Origin of the sequence: uncultured Winogradskyella sp. (assembly GCF_947501905.1) — a bacterium.
GTDB lineage: Bacteria > Bacteroidota > Bacteroidia > Flavobacteriales > Flavobacteriaceae > Winogradskyella.
This window is the reverse complement of record NZ_CANMXL010000002.1, coordinates 541,806-559,090: the sequence shown is the minus strand read 5'-3', so window position 1 is coordinate 559,090 and position 17,285 is coordinate 541,806. Positions and strand designations below refer to the sequence as shown.

Sequence of the window (17,285 nt, the reverse complement as noted above, 5' to 3'; positions counted from 1 at the left end):
TCCAAAATTAGTGTTTATTTTACTCTTCTTCTTTTCTACATTCTATTTTCCATGTAGGATAGATTATTTTTTCAGTTTTATCAACCCATTCGCCAATCCATTTGTAGCTATCATTTTTTATATCATAGAAAGTAAGTCTATAAAACCCTTCCATACCATTTGGTGCTACTTGGTCACGGTATAATACAATTTTATCTGCTTCGGTTTTATTGCCAACCCAAGTAGAGAGTGTAGTTGTTGGTCCTTTTGAGGAATAGTAGTGCACATACCATTTGCTGCTATCTGCTATAAATTGTCTAATGCTTCCAGAATGGCCGCCATCAGATTTTAAGGTTTCATCTTGTACAGCTTTGCCATTCATTATGTATTTAAAAACCCAATTCATTTCTATAGTTTCATTCCAGCTACCATCTTGTTTTCTTGAAGTAGATTTGCATTTGCTTTTTCCAATTAGAGGTTGAAAATCTTTAATTTGCTCAGGCGATTCAGGGTGAGGCTTTCCATAAGGAAACTCTTTTGAAGCTTCATTTTCATATTGTGCAAATACAAAACTAGTTGAGACGACTAATGCAAAAAGGGATATAATTTTTTTCATGATATAAAATTTAGTTCATGTCAAATCAACGTGAAAAGAGTTAAAGACCATAATGTTTTGCAGAGAAGCAGTTGTTATTTGCAGTAAAGCGAGTTAAGAAACTCTTAATAATCCGATAAAAAATCTTTGACTGTTTTCAAATGACTTTTAGAAATAGGGATTTCGGTATTATCATTTAAGATAAGATTAGGCGTATTAGACATGCTCAACTCTTTAATCATTGTCATATTTGCTATGGCCTTCCTGTGTACACGTAAAAAATTGGTATCTAACTTTGGTAATAAAGCCTTAAGGCTACTTCTCATGGTGTAACAGTTTTTATCTACAGTATGGACCTTAACACAATAATCATCTGCCTCTATCCATAAAACTTCATTTACAGGTATTATCTTTCTTTTATTACCAATTTTAATATTTAATACAGTAGTACGGTCGTCTACTTTGTCTTTCAATTGAGCATATAAACGCGCATTTGTTAGTTTAAGTTCTGATAAATTTTGGACTTTAATCTGAAGCTGCTCATTAGCAAAGTACAAATGCATTATTATAGTAATAGCAATGTAACCCAAAGTATACATAGGTGCCTTTTGAAACATAAAAAAAGGTAAGTATTCATTAGTTAGATTGCTTATTGCGAATGTGTCATCATAAGTTAGCATTTGGCTAATAGAAATGATGATTACATTTAATATGACCAAGCTTAATATTAAGCCAGCGTATTTTAAAACATGTGATAATGTCAAGTCTTTTTTGATTTTCGTAGATTGAATATAATAGAAAATCACAGCTGATAATACGACCCATACAAACCATCTAAACGCTTGGCTTTTTAATAAAATGAAGAATGTAGCATCACCACCCAAATTAAACCTCTTAATGTAATAGAGTTGCTGAGAAGTTTCAAAAGTTATCGTTAATAATAATACAGAAACAATAAGCAATAAAATGCGTTTATGGGTCTTTATGTAATTGAGAAGGTACATTTTTTAACGTCTGCTTTTTCTTTGCATGTTCTGTTTAGCTTCAAAAACTTTTTTAGAATCACTTATCAAATCACTTAGTATTTTAAATTCTTCTTTAGTGAGCTCTCGATATTTTCCTACTGGTGTGTCTAGTTTTATATTCATAATACGAATACGCTTTAGAGTCTGTACATCATAATTTAGATAATCACACATTCGACGTATTTGTCTATTTAATCCTTGAGTCAATATAATGCTAAAGGTAAATTTGTCTACCCTTTTGACTTTACATTTTTTGGTGCGTTTACCTAGTTCTTCTATATAGATTCCTCCTGCCATACGCTCAATGAACGTTTGCGAAATAGGTTTATCAACTGAAACTATATATTCTTTTTCGTGATTATTACTAGCCCGTAGGATCTTATTGACAATATCACCATCATCTGTTAAAAGAATAAGGCCTTCACTAGGTTTATCTAATCTCCCAATAGGGAAAATGCGTTTGTGGTAGCCAATAAAATCAATAATATTATCTTTTTCTACACGTGTGTCTGTTGTACAGACAATGCCAACAGGTTTATTAAATGCTAGATATACAAATTCTTTTTTACGCTCACCTATGATTTCTCCATCGACTTTTACAGTATCTCCTGTGGCTACTTTGGTACCCATTTCTGGGACAATATCGTTTATGGTTACCCGACCAGCGTCTATTAAGCGGTCTGCTTCACGACGTGAACAATAACCGGCTTCACTTAAAAATTTATTAAGTCTTTTTAAATCCTCTGACATGGGACAAAAATACGATAAAGATTAAGCATTTATAAACTCAATAATCTTTGGAGTAATAGATTTGTCTTTTAAACCATGACCAAAACCTTCAGTAGTTATTAATTCGGAGTTTTTATAACGATTAGCAAATAGCAAAGCATCTTCATAAGGTATAATTCTATCTTTTTTATCATGAATGATTAAACCTTTTGCACTAAATTCTTTTGTAAAGTTGGCCGCAGAGAAATAATCTACTGTTTTTCCAAATCGTTCTAAAACAATACTATCCAAACCTTTAGATATTTTTCTATTGTAACCCATCATCTGTTTATATCTAGAAAACACACCAGTAAAATGTGCTGGTGCTCCCAAAACCACAAGTTTTTTTACACTTTGTAAATCGTGATTATGCAAACAAAAAACACTTGCCATACCACCAACAGAATGTCCAATAAGTACTTCTGGTTGAAATGCGCTAGCTACCACATTAATAAATTCTGAATATAATATGGCATTGAATAGTTTACTGCCAGATTTACCATGTGCAGGAGCGTCTAATGCAATAATATTATAATCTTTTGCTTTTAAATCGTCTAGGATGTAACTCCATCGAGATGCATTGCTTTCCCAACCATGAGATAGTAATATAGTTTGTCCCTTTCCTTTCCAATTATAAACTGCAATGTCCTGATTGTTATACGAAAGAACATGTTTTTCTGCTGAAGATACTAGTTGAGATTGTTCATCATTATAACGGCCTTTTCGAGGAGTAGCAAAGAGTTTAAGCGCTTTGTTAGAAGCATATTTTGAGGAAATATAACTTGCAGTGTTTAGTGCGTTTCCGATAGATTTTATAACAAAACTACTCATATTACTCAGCTTCTCTATTTACTGCATCTATCGAAAAAGCAGGTAGACAAATTGCAATATATTCACAGGCTTCTGAAAACGGATTAGAGTATTGTAATCTTGTATTTTTCTCTACTTTAATAGATTGTCCAGCTTCTAAAACTAAGGTTTCACCTTCAATAATAAATTGTTTTTTACCCTTTATGATAAAAGTGTATTCATCAAACTCAGGAGTCTGAAACGGTTCTGACCAACCAGGAGGCGCTACCATATGCGCAATACTTATTTCAGAATTACCATCTGTTGCATTTCCAAAATGTTCTTTTATAATTTTACCATCAGTTGTTGGGACAACAAAAGGTGAATTTTGAATTTTATATTTTTTGCTCATAAATTCTAAACTAGAAATGAACGATAAAAAACTTCACCTTAGCGTCTTCAGGAATTTGGATAGGGTCAATTTTCATATCCATGTCAAAGCGCATATTTACAGGTAATTCCTTTTTATCAATAGTAAAAGTAGCATCAAGTTCATTAACTTTAACAACAACAGAGTTAATGAGGTTTGAGATTTTTGAAATCTTATAATTATCGTTGATATCTTTAAAAGTACTAATACTAGATATGCTTTTATCAGTAATATATCTTGGGTCTAGAAGTCTTATAGAACTGATTGTCGCTGTAGAGTCTAATGCCTCAGTAGGCGAAATACTTAATAATTGATTGCCACCTTTTTCATAGATGTCAATAGTATTTATGCCACCAGCAAAACTGTCATCTTCTTTAGGGTTAACGATAGAGTCATTAGCAAAAAGTACTTTGATTTCTTTGACTTGAGTAGAATCATTTAAAAAACCTACTTGATGTTTTGACACAGCAAACGGATTGATTTTGTCTTCTTTTTTACAGCTTGAAACAAGAACAAGTAAGATTAAAATTGGAGCAATGTAATTTTTCATTTAATGTATAATTAATTGTAATAAAATTAGCGAATCATCTTGGTTAAAATACCAAGAACGCTTCGGATTACTGTTGGACTCGTAAGAACTTTTAATAATGGATTTTGTCTAGAGCTTCTTCGTCTAGTTGATGTTTTACGTTTTGATTCTGCTTTTTTGAGTTTTTCTTTTTCTTCCGCAGCTTTTACTTTTGCTTCTTCAGCTTGGGCTTGCTTAATTTTTTCATTAAGCATTTCGTAAGCACTTTCGCGGTCAATTTCTTTATTATATTTTTTTGCTAGCTGAGAATCAGATAACAATTTACTGAGCTCAGACTTGGTCAAAATATCCATACGACTCATAGGAGCACGCATCATAGTAGCAGCTAATGGTGTAGGTTTTCCTTTCTCGTCTAAAGCTGAAACTAAGGCTTCGCCAATACCCAAAGAGGTCAATACTTCCGCAGTATCATAATAGGCCGTGTCTGGATAGTTTTGTGCGGTGAGCTTTATAGCTTTTCTATCCTTTGCAGTAAAAGCTCTTAATGCATGTTGCACTTTGAGTCCAAGCTGTCCAAGAACTTCTTCTGGAACATCAGTTGGATTTTGAGTTACAAAATATAAGCCAACACCTTTACTACGAATTAGTTTTACAATGCTTTCTATTTGATTTAGAAGAGCATCAGAAGCTTCATTGAAAATTAGATGAGCCTCATCAATAAACATAATTAATTCTGGTCTTCCGCTATCTCCTTGTTCTGGAAATGTTGAATATATTTCGGCCAACAAACTCAACATAAAGGTTGAGAATAACTTAGGCTTATCTTGAATGTCTGTTAAACGAATAATATTAATGTATCCTCTGCCATTCTCATCAATACGCAATAAATCTTGAGTATCAAAAGAGGTTTCGCCAAAGAAAAGGTCACCACCTTGTTGCTCAATTTCAATTAGTTTTCTCAGGATTGCGCCAGTTGATGCTGTAGATATACGACCATAGGCTTCTTCAAATTCTTTTTTACCATCTCCAGTTGCATATTGAAGTATCTTTTTGAAATCTTTAATATCTAGAAGTGGTAATTGGTTGTCATCACAATATTTAAAAATTACAGAGATAATACCCGCTTGTGTTTCGGTAACATCTAAAATTCTTGAGATAAGCACAGGTCCAAATTCACTAATAGTAGCTCTTAATCGTACCCCGTCTTGTTCTGAAAGCGTCATGATTTCTACGGGGAAGGCTTTGGCATCAAATGGTAAGCCTATCTTTTCGTGACGTTCATCAATCTTAGGATGTCCAGGACTAGGTTGTGCCAAACCACTTAAATCACCTTTAATGTCCATAAGTAAAACAGGGATGCCTTTTTCAGATAAATTTTCTGCTAAGACTTGTAGTGTTTTTGTTTTTCCAGTACCAGTAGCACCTGCAATTAAACCATGGCGGTTCATTGTTTTTAGAGGTACTTTAACGTAAGCATCTGTTATGGTCTCGCCTTCTAACATTGCGGCTCCAAGGGTTATAGAATCGCCTTTAAAAGTGTTTCCGTCTGTTATATGTTTAAAGAAGGTTTCTTTATTCGTCATCTCATCAAAATTTGTATAAAAATAGTGTAATTTTAGTCAAGAATAAAAATCAATATTATGACAAAGTATCTTATAGTTTTCTGTCTTTTTTTAAGTTTTGTGTTTCAATCTTGTGCTAATTCCACCTCAGAAATTAAATTTCATAAATCGCATGAACCTAGTCGAGCCAATGTGCCTTTTAGTGATGCTGTAGAAACTGATAATTTGTTGTTTTTAACAGGGCAAATAGGTAAAGATCATAAAGCTGGAAAATTGGTTGATGGTGGTATTGAAGCCGAAACTAAACAGGTTATAAAAAATATTGAAGATGTTTTAAAGCATCATAATTTATTATTAGATAATGTGGTGAAATGTACTGTAATTTTAAGTGATATCAATGATTTTAAAGCTTTCAATTCTGTATACACACAATACTTTACTAAGAAACCTGCACGAACAACTTTTGCAGCTGCTGGATTGGCTGGTGGTGCAAGTATAGAAATTGATGTGATAGCAGCCAAGTAACTTGTCGATTAGAACTTTAAACTTCCAACTTTTAAACTATCTTTGCCAGCTATGACAAGACGAGAACGACAAGAGTTGATAGATAAAGGGCTGCTTTTGCCTCTGATGGAAGAGTTTTATACGATTCAAGGTGAAGGTTACCATAAGGGAACTGCTGCGTATTTTGTACGTATTGGAGGTTGTGATGTTGGTTGCCATTGGTGTGATGTAAAAGAAAGTTGGTTAGCTGAATTACATCCGCCAACAGAAACCGAAAAAATTGTCGAGAATGCTGTAAAGTATAGCAATACTATAGTTGTTACTGGTGGAGAACCATTGATGTGGGACATGAATCCTTTAACAGCTCAGTTAAAAGCTAAAGGTGTACAGACGCATATTGAAACTTCTGGCGCTTATAAATTAAGCGGTGATTGGGATTGGATTTGTTTATCGCCAAAGAAAAATAAATTGCCAACAGAAGAAGTTTTTGCTAAGGCTCATGAGCTAAAATGTATTATCTATAATAAAGATGACTTTAGATTTGCTGAAGAACAGGCAGCACAAGTTAATGAGGATTGCATTTTGTACTTACAACCAGAATGGTCTAAGCGAGATAAAATGATGCCGCAAATTGTAGATTATGTGATGGCAAACCCTAAATGGAAAGTCAGCCTACAGACGCATAAGTATTTAAATATTCCATAAATAAAAAGCCTTGATTTCTCAAGGCTTTTTATTTTTAAGAAGGTGTTTCTTATTTTGTAAAAGGTACAGCAACTCTTACCTTATCCCATCCCATATGCAGATGTACGCCATCATCTGATGGTGCAAATGCCATAGAAAATGCTTCTAAAGATTCATCTCCCATAGTTACAGGTACTTTAATACTAGCTACGGTGTTATCTTTTTTGTAACCAGATGACCCCCAATTATTAAGGTCAGAACTTACAATAACTTCCCATTCTTTTTCACCAGGAATAGTAAATAAAGAATATGTTCCCGCCTTTATTTTTGTTCCGTTTAGGTTCATATCTACATTTAATACAAGTTGCGTAGCTTCATTAGCTCCAGTTCTCCAAACTTTTCCATAAGGTGCTAAATCTTTACCAACAGTTCTTCCTTTTAGTTGAGGTCTACTGTAATAAACTTTAGCTAATTGTTTGTTTCCACGTCCTATTGATGCTGCATCCATTGGACTTTTGTCTAAGCCTCTAAATTTTTGAGCATCGACATTGTATGATACTAACATCATAAAAGCAAAAGCGATAGTTGTAAATAATCTTGAATTTTTCATAAGTGATAATTGAGTTTTAAAGTATAAATGTAGTTTGTAATTAAAGGCATCTGTCGTAAAGAATTATTAAAATTTACAGATTGATAGTAAATAGTGTAAAATATATTAAGTTAAGTTTTAAATTATTTCAATTAATTAATTTAAAGTTACATATTGAAGTCAATAAGTGTTTTTATGTTTAATAATTGAAAGTTTAATTTCATATTTGCTTCATAATAATATTTAAAAGAAAACATTATGTGCGGTATTGTATGTGCGTTTGATATAAAGCAAAAATCTGAAACTCTAAGACCTCAAGTTTTAGAAATGTCTAAGACTATAAGACATCGTGGTCCAGACTGGAGCGGTATTTATAGTGATGATAAGGTAATCATGGCGCATGAGCGTTTAGCGATTGTTGATCCAGCTTCAGGTAAACAGCCCTTATTTAGTGCTGATAAAAAATTGATTTTAGCAGCAAATGGAGAAATCTATAACCATAGAGAGTTACGTTCTAAATTTCCTGATTATGACTTTCAGACTGAAAGTGATTGCGAAGTTATTTTAGCATTATACCAAGAAAAAGGCCATGACTTTGTTGATGATATGAATGGTATTTTTGGCTTCGCCATTTATGATGTAGAAAAAGACGAATACTTTATTGCGCGTGATCATATGGGTATTATTCCTCTGTATATGGGTTGGGATAAAGAGGGTACATTTTACGTAGCATCAGAGTTAAAGGCTCTTGAAGGTGTTTGTTCTAAAATTGAGTTATTTCCTCCAGGACATTACATGAGTAGTAAAGATGGAAAGTTAGTACAATGGTATAAGCGCGATTGGGAAGAGTACGAAGCTGTAAAAGAGAATGAAACAAGTATAACTGAAGTACGTCAAGCATTGGAAGATGCTGTACACAGGCAGTTAATGAGTGATGTGCCTTATGGTGTTTTATTATCAGGAGGATTAGATTCTTCAGTGACTTCTGCTATTGCAAAAAAATATTCTGAAAGACGTATCGAAGCAGATGATAAGGAAAAAGCTTGGTGGCCACAGCTACATAGTTTTTCTGTGGGATTAGAAGGCTCTCCAGATTTAGCTGCAGCTCAAAAAGTTGCAGACCATATTGGTACTGTGCATCACGAAATTAAGTTTACCATCCAAGAAGGGTTAGATGCGATTAAGGACGTGATTTATAATATCGAAACTTATGATATAACAACAATACGTTCATCGACTCCAATGTATTTAATGGCTCGAGTTATTAAGTCGATGGGTATTAAAATGGTGTTGTCGGGTGAAGGTGCGGATGAAATTTTTGGAGGCTATTTGTATTTCCACAAAGCACCAAGTGCTCAAGAATTTCATGAAGAAACAGTACGTAAATTAGATAAGTTGCACATGTATGATTGCTTGCGTGCAAACAAAAGTTTAATGGCTTGGGGTATTGAAGGTCGTGTGCCGTTTTTAGACAAAGAGTTTATTGATGTAGCCATGCGTATCAATCCAAAGGATAAAATGATTAACGGTGAGCGTATGGAAAAATGGGTGATTCGTAAAGCTTTTGAAGATATGTTGCCAGAGAGTGTGGCTTGGAGACAGAAAGAACAATTTAGCGATGGTGTAGGATATAGTTGGATAGATACACTAAAAGATATTGTAGAAAAAGAGGTGACAGATGAGCAATTAACGAATGCTAAGTTTAGATTTCCAATCAATACACCTCTAAACAAAGAAGAGTTTTATTACCGCTCAATTTTTGAGGAGCATTTCCCAAGTGATACTGCAGCGTTAAGTGTACCTCAAGAAGCAAGTGTGGCTTGTAGCACAGCAACTGCTTTAGAATGGGATGAGGCTTTTAAAAATATGAACGAGCCTTCTGGTAGAGCTATTGCCAGTGTCCATGATGATTCATATTAATGAGAATCCAAATTTTCAAGATGCGATCAAAGAAAATTTGGTAAGTCGAATTAATGCCGTTGCATAGCGGTACCTAATCAATTAAGCTCCCAAATATTGAAAAGAATATCCGTAGAATTTTTCTATATATATTAATTAATGTAAATTCAAAATCTCGCCTCTGCGGGATTTTGTCTTTTCTACAGATTGGGATTGACATAAGCGTTTTTTCATACTAAATCACAATTAAAATGAAGAAAATATTATCTATAATCGTCATTATCTTATTCGTTTTTCAAATTCATGCTCAAGAATTTTCATCTCAGGTGAAACGATTTATAACTGTTGATGATTCTGAATACGCTATTACAAATGTGACCATCTTTGATGGTACAGGAAGTGCATCAAAGTCAAACCAAACAATCATAGTTTCTAATGGAAAAATTAAAGCTATTGGAAGCGATGTCGAAATTCCTACTGGTATAAAAACCATAGATGGAACAGGAAAAACTGTAACTCCAGGATTGGTAATGTTACATGAGCATATGTTTTATACAAAACCTTTCGAAAATTGGTTTAGTGTTGGTCAAATGACCTTTACTTTTCCAAGATTGTATTTAGCTGGAGGTGTTACATCTATGCGAACAGGAGGAAGTATTCAGCCTCAGACAGATTTAAATGTCAAAAAATGGATTAACGAAGGCAGAATGACTGGACCTAAAATGCATGTTACTGGACCTTTTATAGAGCGCGAAGGACCAAAAGTACCAGAATTAGGATTTATAGATAATCCGGGAGAAGTCTCTAAAATCGTTAATTATTGGGCAGATAAAGGGGTGACATCATTTAAAGTTTATAATAATATTACCAAAGAAGATTTAAAAATATGTGTTGAAGAAGCACATAAAAGAGGCCTTAAGGTTACAGGGCATTTATGTTCTTTAACTTATGAGGAAGCTTCAAATATTGGTATTGATAATTTGGAGCACGGTTTCATGGCTGCTAGTGATTTCGTGAAGAATAAAGAAGAAAATATCTGCGACCCATTTGAAGCTAGGCAAAGTCTTACAAATGAGCCAGTGGATGGTGAGACCATAAATAATCTCATTGATTTACTTATTAAAAACAAAACAGTGATTACAACAACTCCAAATGTTTTTGAACCTTATACAGCTAGAGAAATTGTTCCAGGTAATGGTTTAGATGCACTGGCACCTCAGATTCAAGAACGTTTAAAAGAGGGCTATAAAAGAGCTCAAGGACGAGATGCTGCTAGTTTGGCTAGATTCAATAAAAATTTAACTTGGGTGAAACGTTTTTATGATAAAGGAGGTTTTTTAGTAGCAGGAACCGACCCAACTGGAGCTGGACGTACCGTGGCAGGTTATGCAAATCAGCGTACTGTTGAAATTTTAGTAGAAGCTGGCTTTACAGTAGAAGAAGCTATTAAAATTTGTACGCTTAATGGCGCAATATTTTTAGAACAAGAAAAACTTTTAGGAACTTTAGAAGTTGGTAAACAAGCAGATATAATTCTAATAAACGGAGACTTAAATTCAGATATAAAGAATATTAGAAACATGGAGATTGTTTTTAAAGATGGGGTAGGTTTTGACTCTAAAAAACTCTTCGAATCTGTAAAAGGTCAAGTAGGGCTAAATTAACTCTTGCCATAGCGCAATTACCTGTAATACTAATACCTGACAGATAGGTGACACATAAATGGCGTGAGAAAAACAGAAATAACATCATAGATTTGTATTGACAAAATGATGTAGTAATGAAACAACAAGCATTAAAAGATAATTTATTATACCAGCGTAAACTTAAAGGGCTTACTCAAGAAGAACTTGCAGATAAAACAACTGTAGGTGTACGCACGATTCAACGTATAGAAAAAGGTGAGGTTCAGCCACATTTGCAAACTATAAAGCTATTAGCAGTAGGTTTAGATGTCGAAGTAGACGATTTAATTGTATTAGATAATCCAAAAGAAGAAACAATACAACGTAAATGGATGTTATTGATACATGGCTCGCCATTTTTTGGTTTAATTATTCCTTTCGCTAATGTGCTATTTCCACTTTTTATATGGATAAGTAAAGCTGAGGATAATAAAATGTACGATTCTCATGGCAGGGCTGTTATTAATTTTCATTGTACAATCAATCTATTATTAATAATAACACTATTGTTGTTTTTTCCGTTTCCAGGGTTTAACTTTTTTGGTACAGCAGCAGTAGCGCTTTTTGGTATCATTTTTAGTGTTAAAAATTTGATGTCAGGTTTGAGCTCAGGAGTTTGTAATTATCCACTCTCTATTCCTTTTTTAAAACCAAAAACTATCTAATCTCTTTCTTAATCTTATACCTTTTTTATTATGAAATTTAAATTCATACAGCTCTGTTCTGCACTTATTTTGCCTATAACTTTTATTATAATATTAATATTATTAAACACAATTCCATTACCTGCTTTGAATAAATACGGTTTTGGAGGAATTCTTGTTGCGACTATTGCTTTAATGTTAACATATGTTTTTGTTAACAAAGATGGATATACGTTTAAAGACATTAGTTTTTATTTTGAAAAAAAGACACCTCTTCGTTTTGTGAAAGGTTTTGTTCTAGGTGTTGTAATTGCAACTGCAATGCTAGCAATTGTGGTTTCTTTTTCTAATTTAGAAATCTCGATTAATAAGACTATTGATATTACATCACTGTTAATATGGGTATTGGCGTATTTTCCGTTAGCTTATATGGAAGAAGTTATTTTTCGAGGATATGCGTTTACAAAAATTACTAATAGTGTTGGTATTTGGCCCGCTCAAATTTCACTAGCAATTCTTTTCGCTTGGTATCATGATTTTACTGGGCTAACATTTTTTCAGCAGTTATTAGGCCCTGGAATTTGGGCTTTGTTGTATGGTGTTGTTACGCTTAAGTCTAATGGTATAGCATTAGCTACCGGTTTGCATGCGGCTTTAAACATTATTCAAGCATTGGTGGGATTAAAGGATTATAGAGAAGGAATATGGAGTTTGCAATATCCACAAGCGATAAATCCAGAGCTACAATCTCAAACGGAAACTATAGGTGTGATTTTACAATTATGTGTACTAGTAGTGAGTATATATTTAACTGAAAAATATCGCAGAAATAGGCTAAAGAATGAATGTAGCTAAAATGTAGAAAGCTTAAATAATCAATTTTAAGACACTTTTTTAATTTTTGTTATTTTGAAAATAAAAAAAACATTCAATTTTTGATTTAAGATGCTTTTTAAGCAATTTAAAGCACTTTTAGGTAATTAACAAATGTTGATAATTATTACTTAAAACTGACAAAAAGCTTTAAAATAGCTTCAGTATTTCTTATCTTTGATAGTACTCAAAAGAGACGCAAAAGCGTCTTTTTTTATGCATATAAATTAGAACTAAATTTATTCAAAATAATGAGCGAAAAAAGAGAAGAATTTAATAAAGATAATTATTCAGCTGATAGTATTCAGGCCTTAGAAGGTATGGAGCATGTTAGAATGCGTCCATCGATGTATATTGGAGATGTAGGTACACGTGGTTTACACCATTTGGTATACGAAGTTGTGGACAACTCTATTGATGAAGCTTTAGCAGGTCATTGTGATAATATAACTGTAACTATTAATGAGGATAACTCGATTACGACAGAAGATGATGGTCGTGGTATTCCTGTTGGTCTTCATAAAAAAGAAGGGGTTTCTGCATTAGAAGTTGTAATGACTAAGATTGGTGCAGGTGGAAAGTTTGATAAGGATTCTTATAAAGTATCTGGTGGTTTGCATGGTGTTGGTGTTAGCTGTGTTAATGCGCTTTCAGAACATCTTAAAGCAACCGTTTTTAGAGAAGGTAAAATCTATGAACAAGAGTACGAGCGTGGTAAAACCATGTATCCTGTGAAAGTTGTTGGTGAAACTGATAAGAGAGGTACTACCGTTACCTTTAAGCCAGATTCAACGATTTTTACACAAACCTTAGAATATAATTACGATACTCTTGCAAGCCGTATGAGGGAGTTGGCTTACCTTAACAAGGGTATTACTGTTCATTTAGTTGATAGACGTCATAAAAAAGAAGATGGTTCTTTTGAGGGTGAAACATTTCATTCAGAAGAAGGATTAAAAGAATTTGTAAAATTCTTAGATGGTAATCGCGAACCTTTGATGAAAAACGTTATTGCTTTTGAAGGTGAAAAAAATGGCGTACCGGTAGAGGTGGCCATGATTTATAATACGTCTTATGCTGAAAATTTACACTCTTATGTAAACAATATTAATACACATGAAGGAGGAACACACTTATCTGGTTTCCGTCGTGGATTAACACATACCTTAAAGAAGTATGCGGATGGTTCAGGGATGTTAGATAAACTGAAATTTGATATTGCTGGTGATGACTTCCGTGAAGGGTTAACAGCAATTGTATCTGTAAAAGTTCAAGAACCTCAGTTTGAAGGTCAGACGAAAACAAAATTAGGTAACCGTGAAGTTTCAGCATCTGTTTCTCAAGCTGTTTCTGAGATGTTGACTGATTATTTAGAAGAAAATCCAGATGATGCAAAGGTTATTGTTCAGAAAGTAATACTTGCAGCACAAGCACGTCATGCAGCTCAAAAAGCGCGTGAAATGGTTCAGCGTAAAACGGTGATGAGCATCGGAGGCTTACCTGGAAAATTATCTGATTGTTCTGAGCAAGACCCAGCAAAATGTGAAGTGTTTTTGGTTGAGGGAGATTCTGCAGGTGGAACTGCTAAGCAAGGCCGAGATAGAGCATTCCAAGCGATTCTACCATTGAGAGGTAAGATTCTTAATGTAGAAAAAGCAATGCAGCATAAGGTTTTTGAAAACGAAGAAATCAAGAACATATTTACTGCACTTGGTGTTACTATTGGTACAGAAGAAGACCCAAGAGCATTAAATCTTTCAAAATTAAGATACCATAAAGTAGTAATCATGTGTGATGCCGATATTGATGGTTCTCACATTGCAACTTTAATCTTAACGTTCTTCTTTAGATATATGAAAGAATTGGTAGAGAATGGACATATTTATATTGCAACACCACCTCTATATTTGGTAAAGAAAGGCGCTAAAAAGCAGTATGCATGGTCAGATCAGGAACGTGATACTATTGTAGAAGGTTTTGGAGATGGTTCTAAAATCCAACGATACAAAGGTCTTGGAGAGATGAATGCTGAGCAACTTTGGGATACAACTATGAATCCAGAGTTTAGAACGATGCGTTTGGTACAGATAGATAATGGTGTTGAGGCAGACCGTATTTTCTCAATGCTCATGGGCGATGAGGTTCCGCCTCGTAGAGCATTTATAGAGAAAAATGCTATTTATGCAAATATTGATGCATAAACCAAAAGAGTTTAAAAAGAGCTGCAGAAATGTGGCTCTTTTTTTGTTAATACTATGATATTATTCATGGAATTTAAGGTGTAAAGCCTTAATTTTGCAATCACATTTTAATAACACTAATAAATACCATAAATATGAAAGTAACAGTAGTTGGAGCAGGAGCAGTAGGTGCAAGTTGTGCAGAATATATTGCGATTAAAAACTTTGCTTCAGAAGTTGTTTTGTTAGACATCAAAGAAGGCTATGCAGAAGGAAAAGCAATGGATCTTATGCAAACAGCATCTCTTAACGGTTTTGATACTAAAATTACAGGAAGTACAAGCGATTATTCTAAAACTGCAAATAGTGATATTTGTGTAATAACTTCTGGTATTCCTCGTAAACCAGGTATGACACGTGAAGAGCTTATCGGTATCAATGCGGGTATTGTAAAGACAGTTTCTGCAAGTTTGGTAGAGCATTCTCCTAACACAATTTTAATTGTGGTAAGTAATCCAATGGACACGATGACATATTTGGTACACAAGACAACTGACTTACCAAAGCATAGAATTATTGGTATGGGTGGTGCATTAGATTCTGCACGTTTCAAGTATAGATTAGCAGAAGCTTTAGAAGCTCCAATTAGTGATGTAGATGGTATGGTAATTGGCGGACATAGTGATAAAGGTATGGTGCCATTAACATCTCATGCTACAAGAAATAGTATTAAGGTTTCTGAGTTTTTATCTGAAGAAAGACTGAATCAAGTTGCTGCTGATACCAAAGTAGGTGGTGCTACTTTAACAGGATTATTAGGAACTTCTGCCTGGTATGCACCTGGAGCTGCGGTATCTGGATTAGTGCAAGCTATTGCTTGTGACCAAAAGAAAATTTATCCATGTTCTACATTATTAGATGGCGAATACGGTTTAAGTGACCTATGTATCGGTGTACCAGTAGTATTAGGTAGAAACGGAATCGAAAAAATTGTTGATGTATCATTAAGTGATGCTGAAAAAGAACACATGAAAGCAAGTGCTGAAGGTGTTAAAAAGACGAATGGTCTTTTAGAGCTTTAGTTCACAATAAATTAAATAACTATTAACAAAGTCTTATTAGTTATCACTAATGAGGCTTTATATTTTAAAAATTATGAAAAATATTTTATTATTTCTCCTAGCTGTGGGGATTTCATTTTCTGTAATAGCTCAGGAAAAATTTACTGAAGGTGTTATTACTATGAAACAAAATATGACATCTCCAAATGAACAAGTTAACGCAAGTTTGTCTGCAATAGGTGAAATGATAACAACAACTTATGTAGATGGTACTAAATCTAGGACTGAATCTTCAAATCCAATGTCAGGAGATATAACTATTATAATTGATGCTGAATCAAATGAGTTATTGCAGCTTATGGATATGCCAGGATTAGGAAAAAAATATACATCTCAAAAGGTTGAAGTTACTGAAGAAATGTTGAAAGACATAACTGTAACTGAAGGAACCGAAACCAAGAATGTCCTTGGTTATGATTTAAAACAGTATATAATAAGCATTAACCAAAATGGTACAGAAATGACTATGGAAATGTTTATTACTGATAAAATTCAGGGAGTAAAAACACAGCAAACAGCTATGTTAGGTGACAAGGTAAATGGTTATCCTTTATATATGGTAATTAAAATGAATCAGATGGGGTCAGAAATTATTATTAAATCAGAGGTGACTAAGATGGAAGCTAAACCTGTTGATGACAATAAGTTTAATTTAACGCCTCCTGAAGGATACACAAAAATGTAAATTAAAAGACTAATATAATTCTATGATAAAGACTGTAATATTGCAGTCTTTATTTTTTATATTTGGCGCATGAAAATAAAATGGTACTTATTTAGCTTTGTATTAAGCCTAACATTGTTAGGTGTAGTGCAGCAGTATCAGAAACCTTCTGCCAATCAAGAAATTGTAATTCACTTTGCAGATGAGCAACTTTCAGATTCGCAGACAGAAGATTCTTTAGCACAAATTTCAAATGCACTTGAGCTTATTGGAGCAGATCGTATTGAAATTACCTCAAGTGATGATGGATTTTTTCGTATTTCTTATCATAGCGATAAAGCTGTCAGTAATGTAAAACAGATGCTTTCTGAAGAAGCTGAAATTACTTTTGATAGCGAATCAAAAGTGCCTTCAGATAAAGAAACTAAAGACTATAGTCTTGATATTTTTCAAATTGAAATAGGAAATAATACACCTTGGGATTTTGAAGGTCAGCAAGTTTATACGTTTAATCTAAAGAGTGACCGCTCTTTTAATCCAGATGTACTTAAGTTTCCTGTTTTAGTGGAGACTTCCAAAACCTATTTTGATTTAAAAGTTGCATACAATGCTAACCAATTGGTAGTGTTTGTATCAGATAATACCTCTCATAACATACCTGAAGTTAGGGCAGGACCATTAGCTTAATATTCTCAATATTTATGTCATTTTGAACTGTCACACTGAGCTCGTCGAAGTGTCTTTCATAATTTCATACGATAAAAA

Annotated in this window: 18 protein-coding genes; 10 read left to right on the top strand and 8 right to left on the bottom strand. The window is 33.7% G+C overall.

Translation table 11 applies throughout. From position 1 onward, the window contains the following. Positions 1-19: 19 nt before the first annotated feature. From Q0770_RS06190 to Q0770_RS06160, 7 genes are all read right to left on the bottom strand, one after another. Positions 20-595, bottom strand: a complete 576-nt coding sequence (locus tag Q0770_RS06190) for a hypothetical protein (RefSeq protein WP_299115133.1) — start codon at positions 593-595, stop codon at positions 20-22. Positions 596-699: 104 nt separating this feature from the next. Continuing rightward, the gene (locus tag Q0770_RS06185; RefSeq protein ID WP_299115132.1) at positions 700-1,578 is read right to left on the bottom strand and encodes a LytTR family DNA-binding domain-containing protein; all 879 of its coding nucleotides are present in this window, start codon (positions 1,576-1,578) and stop codon (positions 700-702) included. Between the two features lie 3 nt (positions 1,579-1,581). Further along, positions 1,582-2,349: a 23S rRNA pseudouridine(2604) synthase RluF gene (gene rluF, locus Q0770_RS06180; RefSeq protein ID WP_299115130.1), complete on the bottom strand. Its 768-nt coding sequence runs from the start codon at positions 2,347-2,349 to the stop codon at positions 1,582-1,584. 21 nt (positions 2,350-2,370) lie between these two features. After that, positions 2,371-3,198, bottom strand: coding sequence for an alpha/beta fold hydrolase (locus Q0770_RS06175; RefSeq protein WP_299115128.1), 828 nt, complete (start codon positions 3,196-3,198; stop codon positions 2,371-2,373). Between the two features lies 1 nt (position 3,199). Continuing rightward, positions 3,200-3,568, bottom strand: coding sequence for a cupin domain-containing protein (locus Q0770_RS06170; protein WP_188375137.1), 369 nt, complete (start codon positions 3,566-3,568; stop codon positions 3,200-3,202). A gap of 10 nt (positions 3,569-3,578) precedes the next feature. Then, a complete protein-coding gene (locus Q0770_RS06165; protein WP_299115124.1) occupies positions 3,579-4,136 on the bottom strand; it encodes a hypothetical protein in 558 nt (185 codons plus the stop codon). A gap of 26 nt (positions 4,137-4,162) precedes the next feature. Next, on the bottom strand, positions 4,163-5,698 hold the full coding sequence (locus Q0770_RS06160) for a helicase HerA-like domain-containing protein (protein ID WP_299115122.1): 1,536 nt from the start codon (positions 5,696-5,698) through the stop codon (positions 4,163-4,165). Positions 5,699-5,755: 57 nt separating this feature from the next. On the opposite strand from Q0770_RS06160, the gene Q0770_RS06155 reads away from it, so the two are divergent. Both Q0770_RS06155 and Q0770_RS06150 read left to right on the top strand, forming a co-directional pair. Continuing rightward, the gene (locus Q0770_RS06155) at positions 5,756-6,202 is read left to right on the top strand and encodes a Rid family detoxifying hydrolase (protein WP_299115120.1); all 447 of its coding nucleotides are present in this window, start codon (positions 5,756-5,758) and stop codon (positions 6,200-6,202) included. 51 nt (positions 6,203-6,253) lie between these two features. Further along, a complete protein-coding gene (locus tag Q0770_RS06150) occupies positions 6,254-6,886 on the top strand; it encodes a 7-carboxy-7-deazaguanine synthase QueE (RefSeq protein WP_299115118.1) in 633 nt (210 codons plus the stop codon). A 49-nt stretch (positions 6,887-6,935) separates the two neighbouring features. Here the strand turns inward: Q0770_RS06150 and Q0770_RS06145 are convergent, their stop codons facing one another. Continuing rightward, the gene (locus Q0770_RS06145) at positions 6,936-7,475 is read right to left on the bottom strand and encodes a DUF2911 domain-containing protein (protein ID WP_299115116.1); all 540 of its coding nucleotides are present in this window, start codon (positions 7,473-7,475) and stop codon (positions 6,936-6,938) included. A gap of 237 nt (positions 7,476-7,712) precedes the next feature. Here Q0770_RS06145 and asnB point away from each other — a divergent pair, with 237 nt between their 5' ends. The 8 genes from asnB (at position 7,713) to Q0770_RS06105 (ending at position 17,207) form a co-directional block, all read left to right on the top strand. Then, the gene (gene asnB, locus Q0770_RS06140; RefSeq protein WP_299115114.1) at positions 7,713-9,374 is read left to right on the top strand and encodes an asparagine synthase B; all 1,662 of its coding nucleotides are present in this window, start codon (positions 7,713-7,715) and stop codon (positions 9,372-9,374) included. Between the two features lie 230 nt (positions 9,375-9,604). Further along, entirely contained in the window at positions 9,605-11,017 is a 1,413-nt protein-coding gene (locus Q0770_RS06135) for an amidohydrolase family protein (protein ID WP_299115112.1), read from the top strand. 116 nt (positions 11,018-11,133) lie between these two features. Beyond that, complete coding sequence (locus Q0770_RS06130; RefSeq protein ID WP_299115110.1) at positions 11,134-11,703, top strand: helix-turn-helix domain-containing protein; 570 nt, start codon at positions 11,134-11,136, stop codon at positions 11,701-11,703. Between the two features lie 30 nt (positions 11,704-11,733). Continuing rightward, positions 11,734-12,537, top strand: a complete 804-nt coding sequence (locus Q0770_RS06125; RefSeq protein ID WP_299115108.1) for a CPBP family intramembrane glutamic endopeptidase — start codon at positions 11,734-11,736, stop codon at positions 12,535-12,537. A gap of 269 nt (positions 12,538-12,806) precedes the next feature. Continuing rightward, entirely contained in the window at positions 12,807-14,756 is a 1,950-nt protein-coding gene (gene gyrB / locus Q0770_RS06120; RefSeq protein ID WP_299115106.1) for a DNA topoisomerase (ATP-hydrolyzing) subunit B, read from the top strand. 134 nt (positions 14,757-14,890) lie between these two features. Next, complete coding sequence (locus Q0770_RS06115) at positions 14,891-15,817, top strand: malate dehydrogenase (protein WP_299115104.1); 927 nt, start codon at positions 14,891-14,893, stop codon at positions 15,815-15,817. 73 nt (positions 15,818-15,890) lie between these two features. Further along, entirely contained in the window at positions 15,891-16,541 is a 651-nt protein-coding gene (locus Q0770_RS06110; RefSeq protein WP_299115102.1) for a hypothetical protein, read from the top strand. A gap of 69 nt (positions 16,542-16,610) precedes the next feature. Continuing rightward, the gene (locus Q0770_RS06105; protein WP_299115100.1) at positions 16,611-17,207 is read left to right on the top strand and encodes a hypothetical protein; all 597 of its coding nucleotides are present in this window, start codon (positions 16,611-16,613) and stop codon (positions 17,205-17,207) included. The last annotated feature ends 78 nt before the right edge of the window (positions 17,208-17,285 follow it).